Below are 14,242 nucleotides of genomic sequence, written 5' to 3'. Positions count from 1 at the left end.
GTTCGCCCCCGGAAGCGCCGGCGACGGGAAATGCGGCCGGCGCCGCGCGGCCCCCGTACGGCCCGGCGGCGGGCGGCCTTTCGGGATATCCGGGCGGCCCGCCGCAAGCCTCTCGCGGGCGACGCCGGGAGCCCTGACCGGCGCCGGGCGGCGCGACGGCGGTCGAAAGCACGCTCCGGCGTCGGGTAAGGTTTCCGATGTCAGCGCGCGCCGCTAGCTCAGTTGGTTAGAGCAGCTGACTCTTAATCAGCGGGTCCGGGGTTCGAGTCCCTGGCGGCGCACGTCACACTGTGGGCCTCCTCGTCATCGACGAGGAGGCCCACAGTCGTTCCGTCAGTCACCACGGCCGTCCGCGCCGGGTCCCTGGCCGCGCGTCCGGGGGATGGCCAAATCGGAGGTGGCGGTGCACAGTCGCAAAGTGGCGAGCGACATCCAGGAACGCATCAAACGGCTGATCATCGACGGACGCCTGCCCTCCGGGGCCCCGCTGCCCACCGAGGCGGAGCTGATGGAGTTGCTGGGCGTCAGCCGGAACTCGGTGCGCGAGGCGCTGAAGGCGCTCCAGGCGATGGGCATCGTGGAGATCCGGCACGGCTTCGGCACCTACGTCGGCGCCATGTCGATGGCCCCGATGATCGAGGGGCTGACCTTTCGCACCGTCGCCGGGCACTACCGGGGCGAGGACAGCCTGCTCCAGCTCCTCGAACTGCGCGAAGCGCTGGAGACCGGGCTGCTGACCCGGCTGGTCGGCCGGGTCCCGGACGCCGACCTCGCCACCCTGGACGCGCTGGTGGAGCGGATGGCGGCGGAGGCGGAGCGGGGCCCGGTACGCGCCGAAACGGACCGCGCCTTCCACGCCGCGCTCTACCGGGGTCTGGACAACCAGTTGCTCAGCGAGGTGCTTGAGGCGTTCTGGGACGCCTTCCACCGGGTGCGCACCGACCTGGTGGACGGCACCCCCGATCCCCAGGTCACCTGCGAGCAGCACCGCGAGATCCTGGCGGCGGTCCGCTCCGGCGACACGCTGCGCGCCGAGGCCGCGATCCGCGACCACTTCGGCAACATCAGGACCCGCCTGCGCTCGGCCGCCCGCCCCGCATCCGACTGATCCCGGCCCCTTCCTTCCTTCCTTGGCATCGTCGCCGTCGGCCGCCGCACCGGAAAGCAGAAGCCGGGAGACGGGACCCGCCGACCGGGCGGGCGTGCCCGTACCCGGCGGGCGTGCCCGTACCAGCGGGCGTACCCGTACCCGGCGGGCGTGCCCGTACCCAGCGGGCTGGCCCCGTACCCGGCGACCGGGCCGCGACCACCCGGCGTCACGAGCCCCGGCGGGCAGGCACGGAACGCGCCCCGCGCCACCACGGGTCCCGTCGGGCGAGTCGGGAACGCGCCCGGCGCCACCGGCGGCCCCGTCGGGCGCTACGAGCCCCGGCGCGCGTTGCGGGCCAGCTCCAGGGCGTACTCCGGCCACCACGCGCCGGCCCGGGGGCCGCCCTTGCAGGTGCCGTCCGACTCGCCGGGGCGCTTGACCCACAGGTAGGCGTCCACGCGCTCGTCGCCGGTGTGCGTGGTGGGCGGCTCGCCCAGGGCGCGCTGCCCCGGGTTGCACCACGCCTGCGGATCGTCCGCGCCGGGGGCCGGCCCGCGGCCGTTGCGGCTGGTGTCGATCACGAAGTGCTTGCCGCCGACCAGGTCCGACAGCTTCTTCCCGTACTCCGTGTTCTCCCGCGTGGTCTGGTAGTTGGCGATGTTCAACGCGAAGCCGTCGGCCGCGTCGATGCCGGCCCGCCGCAGCGGCCCGGCCATCCGCCGCGGGTCGGTGATCCAGTGCGGGTTGCCGGCGTCCAGGTACACCTTGGTACGCGGCAGCCCGCGCAGCCGGTGCACCGCCTCGGCGAGCAGCGCGAACCGCTCCTCGTGGAACTTCTCCGGCGTACAGCCGTCCTCCACGTGCGGCAGCGCGTCCGGTTCCAGGATCACCGTCGCGGGACGGTCCCCGATGCCGGCGATCACCTGGCCGAGCCAGCGCCGGTACGCGTCGCCGTCGGGCGCGCCACCCTTCGAGTACTGGCCGCAGTCGCGGTGCGGGATGTTGTAGAGCACCAGCAGCGCCTCCCGGCCGGCCGCCACCGCCGCCTCCGTGAAGCCGCGCGCCCGCCCCCGCGGGTCCTCCACGCCGATCCACTCGGCGACCGGCTGCCGGGCGATGCGCTCGATCAGCTCGGCCTCCTCGGCCCGGTCGTCCGCACGGTAGGCGGCGAGCTGCCGGGCCGCGTTGCCCCGCGGGTTGACCCAGTACGGCACGACCGACGCCGGCCGCTGCGCGATCGGCTTGGCGACGTCGGCCACGCGCCGCTGGCCGCCGTCGGAGTCGGCCGGCGCCGAGCACGCCGACACCAGCAGCAGCGCCACCCCGACGGCCGGCACCAAGCGGGCCACCGCGCGCCGGCGCCCACCGCGACGACCCGACCGCGCCCACCGGCGCGCGCCGCGCCACACCCCCGCCGCTCCCCGCGCCGCGCCGCGCCGGGCCGCGCCGGTCTCCCCGGGGGACACGTTTGGTCGCTTCAATGCCTGCACACCGTCCCTGCCCGAGCCGTGTCCGTAGGCACCCTGTTGTACCGCGACGGCGCCCCGCGAGCGCGCGGCGACATGGCCCCCTCGCCCGTCCTCCTCGCCGACCGCCACGACCGGCCCACCCGCGACACCCACCCGACCCCGAACGGCCCCACCCGGCCACCCCGCCCACCGGCCCCGCGAGCCGCCCCGGCGGAACCCGTCGTACGCGCACGGCCCGCGCACCTCACCCGCGCCCCCGACACACCGTCCCGGGCAGCGGGTCAGCCGGGGTGGCGTACCGCCGTCAGATACGCCGAGACCACGACGTTGGCGCTGTACGTACGGGTGGCGCGGTCGAAGGTGCCGCCGCAGGTGATCAGGCGCAGCTCGGCCCGGCCCGCCCGGCGCGGCCCGTACACCCGGTGGGCGTCGAACCGGTCACGGGTGACGACCGCGACGTCTTCCACCGTGAACTCGGCCACCGCCCCGTCCGCCCGCGCCACCCGCACCCGGTCCCTGGGCTCCAGCGCGCTCAGGCCGTGGAAGACCGCCGGCCTGGACGCGGTGTCCACGTGCCCCACCAGCACCGCGGCACCCGCCTCGCCCGGGTGCGGGCCCGCGCGGTACCAGCCGACGTCGCCCGGCCTGTCGTACGGCGGCGGCTCCACCGCGCCCACCGCGTCGAGGCCACGGCCGACGACGCGGGCCCGGCGCACCTCGGCGGCCGGCGCGTCGAGCGCGCGGGGCGCGGCGGCGGACAGCGGCGGGTGCGGCGGCGGCAGGGCACGCCCACCGGGGCGGCCCACCGCCGCCACGTCGCCGGTGGTCGGCGCCGCTCCGACGCCCGCGCCACCGTCCTTGCCCCACAACCACAGCGCCACCACCACCGCCGCCCAGGCCAGCCCGACCAGCAACCGGCCGCGCCCGGCACCCGGCGTGGCTGCCGCACCCATCCGCGCCGCGCCGCTCAGCCGCTGGGGCGGCCGGCCCGGCCGCGCCGGTGCAACGCCATGCCGCCGAGGGTCAGCGCGGTGCCGCCCGCGAGGGCCAACCCGTACGCCTCCGCCACCCCGACGTCGCCGTCGCGCGGCACCTCCTCCTCGGCGGCGGCCACCGCGCGCGGCTCGCCCGCGGTGCCGCCACCCCCGGCGCGGACCGGCGCGACGGGCGAGCGGGCCGGCAGCGGCAGGGCGTGGTCGCCGGCCCGGTCGGGGCGCGTCGCGTCGGGCACGTCGCCGGGACGCTGGCCCGCGGCGCCGACGTGCACCCGGCCGACGGCCACACCGGCGCGCCCGTCGCAGCGCACGGTGACGTCGTAGGTGCCGCCGTCGGCCGCGCTGCGGATCATCGCCTCCGCGAAGAGCCCGTCCCCACCCTTCGGCTCCGGCGCGAGCCGCCCGTCCACGACGAACGCCCGCGACGCGACGACCCCGGCACGCCCCTCACACCCCCAGGCCCGCACCTCCACCTCATCGCCCGACCTCGCGTGGGCCGGGCTGACGACGAGCGTGGGGCGCGGTGACTCGTTGGCCGCCGAGCCGATGGCGAGCACGGCGACGACCGCCCCGACGGCGATCACCGCGGCGCCCAGCGTGCGGGGGACGAAGCGCATGGTGAACCTCCTGGCCCCAGCGTTCGCCGTCCCCCACCCACCCGCATCCGCTCCGCGCCCGTGTTGGTCCGTTCGCGTGGGCGAACGGACCCGACGCGGGGACGGGAGGAGGGGGCGTGGGTGGGGTGGGGTCGTTCGGGTCGGTGCACGGGCCTCCGGTGTCACGCGGCACTGGCCCGCGCTCATCGCGGGTCAAGCTCACGTTCGAGATGTCACTCTCGGCGCCGCGAACTCGCCCGACCCACTGCGGAGTTGGCCCTGTTCGCCGGCACTTTCGTCACCTCGACCGCGTGACGCCGCCGGCCCACCGGGGGCTTCCCCGACGAAGGGAGACACAGCCATGGCTGGACAGCACGGAAAGCCGGAACCGCAGGAGCCGCCGCAGGGGCCGCCCGGTGACACCGACGGGCAGAGCCCCACCATCGGCGGCGGTGACTCCGGGACGCACCGCAAGGACGACAGCGACTCGTGACCGCTGACGACCACGCCCCCCTCCGCCAGCGGCTCGCCGAGTCGCTGGCGGCCAGGGGGCTCTTCACCGAGCCGTGGCTGCGCGCCGCGTTCGACCGCGTTCCCCGTCACCTCTTCGTCCCCGAAACCGTGTGGACGTTCCGTGACGGTCGATGGCACCCGCTGCGCCGCGCGGATGCCCCGCGCCAGTGGGCGGAGCTCGTCTACCACCGGGACGACGCGCTCGTGACGCAGGTCGACGACGGCGCGGTGGCGGCCGATGGTTCCGGGCTGGTCCCGACGAGTTCCATCAGCTCACCGGCGGCCGTACTCAACATGCTCGCCTCGCTCGCCCCCCAGCCGGGCGACCGGACACTCGAGATCGGCACCGGGACCGGGTACAACGCCGCGCTGCTCTGCCACCGGGTCGGCGGCGACAGCGTCACCACCGTCGAGGTCGACCGCTCGCTCGCCGACCGCGCCCGGACCGTGCTCCAGCGGGCCGGCTACACCCCCGAGGTGATCTGCGCGGACGGCGAGCGGGGACTTCCGGAGCGTGCTCCGTACGACCGGGTGATCTCGACGGCTTCCGTCCGGCGCGTGCCGGCAGCCTGGCTGGAGCAAACGAGAGCGGGGGGAGAGATCGTGACCCCGTGGCTACCCAACGATCAGGCGCTCGGACTGCTCTGGCTCCGGAAGGGTGCGGCGGGGGGCGCACGCGGGTGGTTCCACGGCGGGGAGACGTTCATGGCGCTGCGGGGCCAGCGCCGGCCCCGCCCCGATGTCGCCGCGCTGTGGTCGGCCACGCGCGACCGGGCCGAGGAGACCGGGGAGAAGCCGGACCTGTCGGCCCTGGCGTCAGTGCACGCGAGATTCGCCCTGGCCGCGGTGGTGCCGGGGGTCTCCTGCATGCGTCAGGGCACGGACGGAGAGTGGTTCTTCCTCTCCGCTGACCACACCTCCTGGGCGTGGGTTCGACAAGGTGCCGCCCAGCGCTTCGGGGCGCGCGACCTGCTGCGCGAGGTCGAGGACGCCCTTCACTGGTGGTCGAGCGTCGGCCGACCACCACTCACGGACTTCGGCATGTCCGTGGCACCCGACGGTCACCACACCCTCTGGCTCGGTTCCCCTACGGGCCCTGCCTGGGCTTTGCCCCCCTGCTGATCGCCGCGCCCCCCACCCGCATCCGCTCCGCGCCCGTGTTGGTCCGTTCGCGTGGGCGAACGGGCCGACACGGGGGGCTCACGGCGTGGCGGTGCGCCGGGGGTGGTGTCAGACCCGGTCCACCAGGTCCGCGATGGAGTCCACGACCCACGACGGGCGGAAGGGGTGGCGGTCGACCTCTTCGGGACGGGTGAGGCCGGTCAGCACCAGAAACGTTTCCATGCCCGCTTCCAGGCCCGCGAGGACGTCCGTGTCCATCCGGTCCCCGATCATCGCTGAGGTCTCGGAGTGGGCGCCGATCGCGTTCAGGCCGGCCCGCATCATCAGGGGGTTGGGCTTGCCGACGAAGTACGGCTCCTGGCCGGTGGCCTTGGTGATTAGGGCGGCGACCGAACCGGTCGCCGGCAGCGCGCCCTCGGCCGAGGGGCCGGTCTCGTCCGGGTTGGTGGCGATGAACCGGGAGCCCGCGTTGATGAGGCGGATCGCCTTGGTCAGGGCCTCGAAACTATAAGTTCGCGTTTCGCCCAAAACGACATAATCGGGCTCCGCGTCGCTCAGCACGTAGCCGATGTCGTGCAGCGCGGTGGTCAGGCCGGCCTCGCCGATGACGTACGCGCTGCCGCCCGGGCGCTGGTCGTCCAGGAACTGCGCGGTGGCCAGAGCGGAGGTCCAGATGTTCTCCACCGGCACCTCAAGCCCCATCCGTGACAGGCGGGCGTGCAGGTCGCGCGGGGTGTAGATGGAATTGTTGGTCAGTACGAGGAAGGGCTTGCCGGAGTCGCGCAGGCGCTTGAGGAAGGCGTCCGCCCCCCGGATCGGGGTGCCTTCGTGGATCAGCACCCCGTCCATGTCGGTCAGCCATGACTCGATCGGCTTGCGCTCTGCCATTACCGGACTCCTGCCGTACGACGTGTGCGGGACGCCGGCCGAACCGCGCTGTACGGCGGGCGTCCCCACAGCCTAATCAGCCGGAAGTGACCTTGACCCCCGCGGGAGCGGACCGCTGCACGACCCGATCCCGCGCCACGCTCCCCCAGGTCAGCGCAGCGGCGCCCCGTCCAGGTGCCACCTGGGGTCGATGGCGATGCCGAGGTGGGTCAGCAGGGTGGGGGCGACGTCGACCATGCGTGAGGTGCCGGTGGAGCCGGGGGCGAAGCCGGTGCCGTGGGCGATGACGAAGGTCTGCTTCTCGCGCGCCGAGGTCCCGCCGTGGCCGCCCGCGTCGGTGTGGCCGTGGTCGGCGGTGACCATGATCAGCCAGTCCTCGGCGGCGTGGGTGGGGCGGGTGGTGATGGCCGTCAGCATCTGGCCGACCTGGGCGTCGGCGCCCGCGATGGCCTCCAGGTAGGCGCGGCTCGCGCCGCCCGAGGCGTGGCCGGCGTGGTCGATGTTGTCGAGCTGGACGAAGCTGGCGTCGGGGGCGTCGGTCGCGGACAGGCGGGCCACGGCGTCCCGGGTGGTGCCCGCGTCGTACGCGGAGCCGGGCGGGGCCACGCGGACGTCGACGGCCGGCGAGAACAGCGGGCCGCCGCCGGTGGCCGAGGTGAGTTGGGGCCAGGAGGAGACGGCGTAGGTGCGCAGCGCCGGCCGGGCGTGCTCGACGCGGGTGAGGACGTCGGGGTAGGTGGCGAAGCGCTGGCCGCGGAAGGTGTTGTCGCGTACGCCGTGCTTGGTCGGCCAGACGCCGGTGGCCAGCGTGGACCAGCCGGGGCCGGAGAGGGTGAAGGCGTAGGGGATGGTGCCGGGGGCGCGCAGACCGCCCTCGATGAGGCGGTGCAGGTGGGGCGCGTTGGCCTCGGCGACGCGGTCGAGCATGCAGCCGTCGAGCCCGATGAGCAGGGCCTTGGGGGTGCGGGCGGCCGGCCGCCGGGCCGGCGTCGGCCGCGTGGCGGCGGCGTGGGCCGTACCGGTCGCGGCGGCGGTCATGGCCGCGGCGGCGGTCGCGGCGGCGCCGGTGAGCAGGGTGCGCCGGGTGGGGCGGGCGGGGTGGGCGGGCGTGTGCGACATGGGGTCCTCCGCTGGGGGTGGGGGCGTGGTGGACGGTGTCGAACGGGCGGTGTGCCGGGCGGCACACCGGGCCCGGGCCAAGCGTCGGCGCGGTGCGCCGGCGCTTGGCCCAGACCCGTTACCTTGGCAGGGCGCGTGGGGCCCGGGTGGGAACGGCCGGGTGTGGCGCGTCAGTTGCCGGTGGCGGACTTCCAGGCGTCGATGTACTCGGTGTAGTGCTCGTCGATGTCCTTCCAGTCCGGCTTGAAGACCTCGACGCCCTTCATGAGTTCGGCCAGCGCGGTGGCGTTGGGGTCGGTGGCGTCGATGTCGGTGCGGGCGGCGAAGCCGCCGCCGACCGCGCTGACCTGGCGCTGAGCTTCCTCGCTGAGCAGGTAGTCGAGGAACTTCTGGCCGTTGGCGCTGTGCGGGGCCTTGTTGACCAGGCCGGCGGCGTACGGCAGCGCGAAGGTGGTGCGCGGGCCGCCGTCCTTGGCCGGGAACCAGATGCCGAGGTTGGGCATGGACTTGGACTGGGCGTAGTTCATCTGCACGTCGCCGTTGGACACGAGCAGTTCGCCCTTGTCGACCTTGGGGGCGAGCTTGCTGGTCGAGGAGGACGGGCCGACGTTGTTGGACTGGAGGTCGCCGAGGTACTTCATCGCGGCGTCCTTGCCGCCGAAGTCGTGCATCGCCTTGATGACGACGGCCGTGCCGTCGCCGGCGACGCCCGGCGTGGAGTACTGGAGCTTGTTCTTGTACGTGCCCTCAAGCAGCTCCTCCCAGGTCTTCGGCGGCTCCTTGAGTTCCTTCTTGTTGTAGGCGAAGGAGAAGTAGTTGTTGACGACCGAGGTCCACTTGCCGTCGGCGTCCTTGTCGCTGGGCGCCACGGCCTCGGAGCCCTTGGGCGTGTACGCCTTCAACAGGCCCTTCTTGTCGGCCTGTTGGATGAAGGGCGGCAGCGTGATCAGTACGTCGGCCTGGGTGTTGGACTTCTCCCGGATGGCGCGCTGCACCATCTCGCCGGAGCCGCCCTCGACGTACTTGACCTCGATGCCGGTCTTCTTCTCGAACTCCTTGAAGACCGTGTCGTACCAGCCCTTGCCGTCCTCGCCCTTGAGGCCGTCGGCGCTGTAGACGGTGACGACCTTGGCGTTCTTGTCGGCGGTCTCGCTACAGGCGGACAGCGTCCCGGCGAGGAGGAGGGCGCCACCGAGGGCGGCGGTGGGCTTGAGGTACCTGCGGTAGCGGACGGGGGTGCGCATGGCTGGGATGTCTCCGTAACGGGTGAGGGTGGCGGGTGCGCGTGGGGGGACGTCGGTTGCGGGGAGGAGGGGGGAGAGGGGGAGGGAGGTTGGTGGGGCGGTGGTGAGGGGTCGTACGGGGGCCGCGGCGCGGGCCGGCGGGGGGCCGGCCCGGCGCGGGCGGGTCAGCGGTAGCTGGCGCGGGTGCGGACGCGGGAGACGGCCAGCAGGACCAGGAGCGTGCTGCCCATCAGCACCACGGCGACGGCGGAGCCGGTGAACAGGGCGCCCCGGTCGGTGGCGGTGAAGACGCGTACCGGCAGCGGCATCCAGTCCGGCGGGTAGAGCATCATCGTGGCGCTCAGCTCGCCCATGGACAGCGCGAAGCACAGCCCGGCCGCGGCGTTGAGCGAGGGCAGCAGCAGGGGCAGCTTGACCCGCCACAGCACCAGCCAGGGCCGGGCCCCGAGGCTGGCGGCGGCCTGCTCGTACGCCGGGTCGAGGCGGGCGAGCGCGGCCGAGACCGACTGGTAGGCGAAGGCGGTGACGAGCACGCCGTGCGCCAGGATGACGATCCAGCGGGTGCCGTTGAGCAGCATCGGCGGCTGGCTGAACGCGACCAGTACGGCGAGCCCGACAACCACCGACGGCACCGCCACCGGCAGCATGAACAGCGCGTCCAGGAGTCGCTTGGCGCGCCGGCCGAGTGCCGACGCGGCGAGCGCCGCCCAGGTGCCGACGGCCAGCGCGAGGACGCTGGCGGTCAGCGCGGTGACCAGGCTGGTGGTGAGGGCTTCCAGGGACTCGCCGCGTACCGCGGCGCCGTAGTGCTCGGTGGTCGGCCCGGAGGGGAAGGCGCCGCTCCAGTGGGTGGCGAAGGACGCGGCGACGATGACCAGGAGCGGCAGCGCGAACAGCGGCAGGAAGAGCGCGAAGAAGACGATCCAGGCCGTCCAGCGGCCACCTCGGCTATGCACCAGCACGGCGGGCCCCCTTGAGCAGCGCGCCCTCGCCGCCGCGCCCGGTGCGCGCGACCAGGGCCCGGTAGAGGCCGAACAGGCCCACCGAGATGGCGATGTTGACGACGGCGACGACGCAGGCGGCCGGGTAGTCGGACTCCAGGATCGCCTCGCTGTAGACCAGCATCGGCAGCGTGGTGACGCCCTTGGCGCCGGTGAACAGCACGATGCCGAACTCGTTGAGGCACATCACCAGCACCAGGCTGCCGCCGGCGGCCAGGGCCGGCAGCGCCTCGGGCAGGATCACCTGCCGCACGATGCGCGCGGGGCGCGCGCCGAGCGACGAGGCCACTTCGAGCTGGGCCGTCTCGATGCCGGAGAAGGCGGCGAGCAGCGGGCGCATGACGAACGGCGTGAAGTAGGTGATCTCCGCGAGGAGCACGCCCCAGGGTGTGTTGAGGAAGTCGAACGGGCCGCTGGCCGCGCCCGTCACGTCCGTGTACACGCCGTTGGCCATGCCGACCGTGCCGTAGATGAACAGCAGCGCCAGCGTGATCAGGAAGGACGGGAAGGAGAGGAAGACGTCGATGAACTTGGCGACGGCCTTGCCGCCGGGGAACGGGACGAACGCGATGATCAGCGCGAGGACGAAACCGAGGACCAGGCAGCCGATGGTGGCGCAGACCGCGATCCACACCGTCGTCCACAGCGCCTCGCGGAACGCCTCGGAGGCGAACACCTCGCGGTAGGGGGCCAGCGAGGTGCCGCCCTCGTCGGGGCTGAAGGACTGCTCGACGACCAGGTAGAGCGGGTAGAGGAAGACCAGGGCGAGGACGGCGACGGGCGGCAGCGCCCACAGCCAGCGGGTCAGCCCGGCCGCCCGCCCGCGGCGCCCCGCGCCCCGTTCCGGGTCGCGTCGGTCGGCGGGCGCGGTGGTGACTGGCTGGGCGTGGGTCGCCCGGGTGCCGGTCGGTTCCGTGCTGGTCGGTGTGGCGTGGGTCGCCGGGCGGGCCGAGGCGCTGGCGCTAGCCATCGGTCGCACCTCCCGCGCCGGGCGCCGCGCCCTTGGCCACACCGGCGGCGGCGAGGTCCGGGGCCGGGGTGGGGGCCGGAGTGGGGGCCTGGGGCGCGGCGGGGTCCGTGGCCTGGGGCGCGGTGCCGGCCGGGAGCAGTACGGCGTCGTGCGCGGCGAAGTGCAGCGCCACCGGCTGGCCGAGCGCCGGCGTCTCGCGCAGCTCGCGCACGTCGGCCTTGACGCGGTGGCCCGCGACGTCGACGAACAGCCGGTGCGTGGAGCCGCGCCACTGCACCTCGGCGATGGTGCCCCGCAGGGTGTTCTCACCCTCGCCGAGGCCGACCAGGTGCGGTCGGACGCACAGCGTGGCGTCGGCGCCGGGCGCCGGGCCGTGCCCCGGCTCGTCCGCGCCGGCCACGTTCGCGCCGGCCACGGTGAGTTCGGTGTCGGCGAAGCGTACGGAGCCGGGCGTGGCGCCGCCGACCGTGACCGGCAGCAGGTTGGCGTTGCCGACGAAGGAGGCGGTGAACTCGGTGCGCGGGCGCCGGTAGAGGTCCTGCGGGGTGCCGCAGTCCTGGAGCCGGGCCCGGTCCATGACGGCGATCCGGTCGGCCAGCGTGAGCGCCTCGACCTGGTCGTGGGTGACGTACAGGATGGACACGTCGGGCAACTCGCGGTGCAGTCGGGCGAGTTCGGCGAGCATGCCGGAGCGCAACTGCGCGTCGAGCGCGGACAGCGGCTCGTCCAGGAGCAGCACGCCGGGGCGGATGGCCAGGGCGCGGGCGATGGCCACGCGCTGCTGTTGTCCGCCGGACAGCTCGCGCGGGTAGCGCCTGGCGTAGTCGGCCATGCCGACCATCTCCAGCGCCTCGGTGACCCGCCCGGCGATCTCGCCGCGCGGTACCCGCTGCGCCTTGAGGCCGAACGCCACGTTCTGCGCGACCCGCAGGTGCGGGAAGAGCGCGTACTGCTGGACGACCATGCCGATGCCGCGCCGGTGCGGCGGCAGGGCGGTGACGTCGCGGTCCCCGATGAACACCCGGCCCGAGGCGGGCTGTACGAAGCCGGCGACCGCCCGCAGCGCGGTGGTCTTGCCGGACCCGGACGGGCCGAGCAGCGCCATCACCTCGCCCGGTTCGACGGTCAGGTCGAGCGCGTCCAGGGCCACGGACTCGCCGCGCTTGCCGTACGCGACGGTGACGCGCTCGAAGCGGATGCCGCTGGCGGGCGCCGCCGGCGCGGAGTGCGCGCTCACGGCGCGGCCCCCGCGGACCCGGCGTCGGTGCCGGCGTCGGTGCCGGCACCGGAGTCGGCCTCGTACGCGGTGATGAGCGCGGGCAGCGCGGCGACCGAGTCGAGGACGTGGGTGGCGCCCGCCGCGCGCAGTTGCCGCGCGTCGTGCGCCCCGGTGAGCACCCCGGCGACCAGGCTCGCGCCGGAGCGGCGGCCCGAGCGCATGTCGTACGCGGTGTCGCCGGCGACCGCGATCTGCTGGACGCCGTCGGCGGCGTGGGTGCGCAGCAGCGCGCCGAGCACCATGTCCGGGTACGGGCGGCCCCGGCCGCCGACGTCGGAGGGGCACAGGGTGAGCGCGACCAGGTCGCGCCAGCCGAGCGCGGCGATGATGGCGTCCTGGGTGGCACGGGCGAAGCCGGTGCTGAGCACGACGGTGCGGCCCTGCGCGGTCAGTTCCTCGATGGCCTCCCGGGCGCCGGGCAGCGGCGCGCAGTGGCCGGCGTCCACGAGCGCGCCGTAGGCGGCCTCGAAAGCCTGGTTGGCGCGCTGGGCCCGGTCCTCGGTGCCGTACAGGTGGCGGAAGACGGAGATCTTCGACTCGCCCATGGTGGCGCGTACGTAGCCGAGTTGGTCCGCGTGTTCGGGGCTGTCGGGTTCGACGCCGAGTTCGCGGGCGGCGGCCGAGAACGCCTGCTCGACCAGGCCGTCGTCGGCGACGGTGGTGCCCGCCATGTCGAGGACGACGAGCCTGATGGCCCGCTCGTCGGCGGTGGTCTGCTGTGGGGTGTGCTGCTGTGTCACGTCGTTCACCAGCCCAGTTCGTTCGCGGTGGTCTCGGCGATCGCCGGCGAGCAGGTCATGCCGCGGCCACCGGGCCCGGTCACCAGCCACACGCCGTCGGCGACGCGCTCGCGGTGCACGACCCGGCCGGGGTCGAGGCACTGCGCGTACACGCCCGCCCAGCGGTGGCGGATCGGCGGCAGCGGGCGGCCGATGAGTCCCTCGACGACGCGGCCGAGGTGCTCGTAGGGGTCCTCGACGACGTCGAAGTTGAACGGTTCGGCGTACTCGTGGGTGTCGCCGATGGTCAGCCCGCCGTCGGCGCGCTGCACCATGAGCAACTGCATCCTGTGCTCGGCGGCGATCGGGGTCTGCTGTTGGGCGGCGGCCAGCGCGGTGAGCGCCTCGCCGCGGTAGGCCGGGTAGTAGCGGAAGCTGTCGGCGTCAGCGACGGAGGTGGTCAGGGCCTCGCCGAGCGGCGCGGTCTGCATCATCTGGAGCCGCACCCGGCGCACCGGCAGCTCAGGGGCCAGCTCGCGGACCAGGCCGCCGAGCCAGGCGCCGGTGCACAGCACCACGGCGTCGCCGGTGTGCGTGGTGCCGTGGTCGTCGCGGACCGCGCCGGGCCCGGTGACCTCGCGGACCTCACGGCCGCCGACGAAGGTGTAGCGGCCGGAGGCCAGCAGCGCGTCCTTCAGCGCGCGCTGGGCGACGCGCGGCTCGACGGCGCCGTCGCGCTCGCACCACAGGGCGCCGGCGAACTCGCCGCGCAGCGCCGGGTTCAGGGCGCGGGCCTCGGCGGCGTCGAGCAGCTTGTAGCCGCGCTCGGCGGCGTCCGGCAGTTCGGTGGCGGCGCGGGCCACGGCCAGCTCGGCCTCGTTGGTGACCAGGGTGAGCGAGCCGTTCGGCCGGAAGCCGAGCCCGGGCACCCGGGCGCCGATGTCCTCCCACAGTTCGCGGGCCCGCAGCGCGGTGCGCAGCTCCGCGCCACCGGCCCGTCCGCCGACCCAGACCAGGCCGAAGTTGCGCACCGAGGCGCCGCGGGCCTCGGCCTCGCGCTCGATGTGTACGACCTCGTGGCCGCGTTCCACTGCCTGCCAGGCGTGCATGGTGCCCACCACGCCGGCTCCGACGACTATCACTCGCATGCCCCGAACGGTCGCGGCGCGGAGTGACCCAAACGGGTCCGGGCGGCGACGACAAGGTGAACACGGGCGCAAACCTGGCCTAGACCCGT

General features: G+C 74.5%; 14 protein-coding genes and 1 tRNA gene. 4 read left to right on the top strand and 11 right to left on the bottom strand.

All coding sequences use genetic code 11. The annotated features are described in order from the left end of the window. The first annotated feature begins 207 nt into the window (after nucleotides 1–207). Both AC3CHW_RS23050 and AC3CHW_RS23045 read left to right on the top strand, forming a co-directional pair. Nucleotides 208–281, top strand: a tRNA-Lys gene (locus AC3CHW_RS23050). A 101-nt stretch (nucleotides 282–382) separates the two neighbouring features. Continuing rightward, the gene (locus AC3CHW_RS23045) at nucleotides 383–1,108 is read left to right on the top strand and encodes a FadR/GntR family transcriptional regulator (RefSeq protein WP_488467709.1); all 726 of its coding nucleotides are present in this window, start codon (nucleotides 383–385) and stop codon (nucleotides 1,106–1,108) included. A gap of 311 nt (nucleotides 1,109–1,419) precedes the next feature. Here AC3CHW_RS23045 and AC3CHW_RS23040 read toward each other — a convergent pair whose 3' ends face one another. From AC3CHW_RS23040 to AC3CHW_RS23030, 3 genes are all read right to left on the bottom strand, one after another. Further along, the gene (locus AC3CHW_RS23040; protein WP_488467708.1) at nucleotides 1,420–2,439 is read right to left on the bottom strand and encodes a glycoside hydrolase family 6 protein; all 1,020 of its coding nucleotides are present in this window, start codon (nucleotides 2,437–2,439) and stop codon (nucleotides 1,420–1,422) included. 401 nt (nucleotides 2,440–2,840) lie between these two features. Then, nucleotides 2,841–3,512 (bottom strand): class F sortase, encoded by a 672-nt coding sequence (locus AC3CHW_RS23035; protein ID WP_459249121.1) that lies wholly within the window; start codon nucleotides 3,510–3,512, stop codon nucleotides 2,841–2,843. Between the two features lie 14 nt (nucleotides 3,513–3,526). Next, nucleotides 3,527–4,171, bottom strand: a complete 645-nt coding sequence (locus AC3CHW_RS23030; RefSeq protein WP_488467707.1) for a hypothetical protein — start codon at nucleotides 4,169–4,171, stop codon at nucleotides 3,527–3,529. A gap of 340 nt (nucleotides 4,172–4,511) precedes the next feature. Between AC3CHW_RS23030 and AC3CHW_RS23025 the strand changes: the two genes are divergently transcribed. After that, complete coding sequence (locus tag AC3CHW_RS23025; RefSeq protein ID WP_261801446.1) at nucleotides 4,512–4,643, top strand: hypothetical protein; 132 nt, start codon at nucleotides 4,512–4,514, stop codon at nucleotides 4,641–4,643. Next, entirely contained in the window at nucleotides 4,640–5,785 is a 1,146-nt protein-coding gene (locus AC3CHW_RS23020) for a methyltransferase domain-containing protein (protein ID WP_488467706.1), read from the top strand. The genes AC3CHW_RS23025 and AC3CHW_RS23020 overlap by 4 nt, the downstream gene beginning before the upstream one ends. A gap of 108 nt (nucleotides 5,786–5,893) precedes the next feature. Here AC3CHW_RS23020 and AC3CHW_RS23015 read toward each other — a convergent pair whose 3' ends face one another. From AC3CHW_RS23015 to AC3CHW_RS22980, 8 genes are all read right to left on the bottom strand, one after another. Continuing rightward, on the bottom strand, nucleotides 5,894–6,673 hold the full coding sequence (locus tag AC3CHW_RS23015; RefSeq protein ID WP_176161815.1) for an HAD-IIA family hydrolase: 780 nt from the start codon (nucleotides 6,671–6,673) through the stop codon (nucleotides 5,894–5,896). A 150-nt stretch (nucleotides 6,674–6,823) separates the two neighbouring features. Further along, entirely contained in the window at nucleotides 6,824–7,792 is a 969-nt protein-coding gene (locus AC3CHW_RS23010; protein WP_488467705.1) for an alkaline phosphatase family protein, read from the bottom strand. A gap of 170 nt (nucleotides 7,793–7,962) precedes the next feature. After that, nucleotides 7,963–9,036, bottom strand: a complete 1,074-nt coding sequence (locus AC3CHW_RS23005) for a 2-aminoethylphosphonate ABC transporter substrate-binding protein (RefSeq protein WP_488467704.1) — start codon at nucleotides 9,034–9,036, stop codon at nucleotides 7,963–7,965. Nucleotides 9,037–9,200: 164 nt separating this feature from the next. After that, a complete protein-coding gene (locus AC3CHW_RS23000) occupies nucleotides 9,201–9,998 on the bottom strand; it encodes an ABC transporter permease (protein WP_398610729.1) in 798 nt (265 codons plus the stop codon). Then, a complete protein-coding gene (locus AC3CHW_RS22995; protein ID WP_488467703.1) occupies nucleotides 9,985–11,007 on the bottom strand; it encodes a 2-aminoethylphosphonate ABC transporter permease subunit in 1,023 nt (340 codons plus the stop codon). Before AC3CHW_RS22995 ends, AC3CHW_RS23000 begins: the two co-directional genes overlap by 14 nt. Next, entirely contained in the window at nucleotides 11,000–12,244 is a 1,245-nt protein-coding gene (locus tag AC3CHW_RS22990) for an ABC transporter ATP-binding protein (RefSeq protein ID WP_488467702.1), read from the bottom strand. The genes AC3CHW_RS22995 and AC3CHW_RS22990 overlap by 8 nt, the downstream gene beginning before the upstream one ends. Continuing rightward, nucleotides 12,241–13,035 (bottom strand): phosphonatase-like hydrolase, encoded by a 795-nt coding sequence (locus AC3CHW_RS22985; protein ID WP_488467701.1) that lies wholly within the window; start codon nucleotides 13,033–13,035, stop codon nucleotides 12,241–12,243. The genes AC3CHW_RS22990 and AC3CHW_RS22985 overlap by 4 nt, the downstream gene beginning before the upstream one ends. Further along, on the bottom strand, nucleotides 13,032–14,153 hold the full coding sequence (locus AC3CHW_RS22980) for a TIGR03364 family FAD-dependent oxidoreductase (RefSeq protein WP_488467700.1): 1,122 nt from the start codon (nucleotides 14,151–14,153) through the stop codon (nucleotides 13,032–13,034). The genes AC3CHW_RS22985 and AC3CHW_RS22980 overlap by 4 nt, the downstream gene beginning before the upstream one ends. Nucleotides 14,154–14,242: the final 89 nt, after the last annotated feature.

It is taken from the genome of Streptomyces sp. MGP-BFMKR1 (assembly GCF_057766585.1).
The sequence above is the reverse complement of the archived record's forward strand: the minus strand, read 5'-3'. Positions and strand labels throughout refer to the sequence as shown.

Coding starts and splice junctions, on each gene's coding strand:
- AC3CHW_RS23030 (WP_488467707.1), bottom strand. CDS start 4,171: ATGCGCTTCGTCCCCCGCACGCTGGGCGCCGCGGTGATCGCCGTCGGG.
- AC3CHW_RS23010 (WP_488467705.1), bottom strand. CDS start 7,792: ATGTCGCACACGCCCGCCCACCCCGCCCGCCCCACCCGGCGCACCCTG.
- AC3CHW_RS22980 (WP_488467700.1), bottom strand. CDS start 14,153: ATGCGAGTGATAGTCGTCGGAGCCGGCGTGGTGGGCACCATGCACGCC.
- AC3CHW_RS23045 (WP_488467709.1), top strand. CDS start 383: ATGGCCAAATCGGAGGTGGCGGTGCACAGTCGCAAAGTGGCGAGCGAC.
- AC3CHW_RS23005 (WP_488467704.1), bottom strand. CDS start 9,036: ATGCGCACCCCCGTCCGCTACCGCAGGTACCTCAAGCCCACCGCCGCC.
- AC3CHW_RS23035 (WP_459249121.1), bottom strand. CDS start 3,512: ATGGGTGCGGCAGCCACGCCGGGTGCCGGGCGCGGCCGGTTGCTGGTC.
- AC3CHW_RS23025 (WP_261801446.1), top strand. CDS start 4,512: ATGGCTGGACAGCACGGAAAGCCGGAACCGCAGGAGCCGCCGCAGGGG.
- AC3CHW_RS22995 (WP_488467703.1), bottom strand. CDS start 11,007: ATGGCTAGCGCCAGCGCCTCGGCCCGCCCGGCGACCCACGCCACACCG.
- AC3CHW_RS23015 (WP_176161815.1), bottom strand. CDS start 6,673: ATGGCAGAGCGCAAGCCGATCGAGTCATGGCTGACCGACATGGACGGG.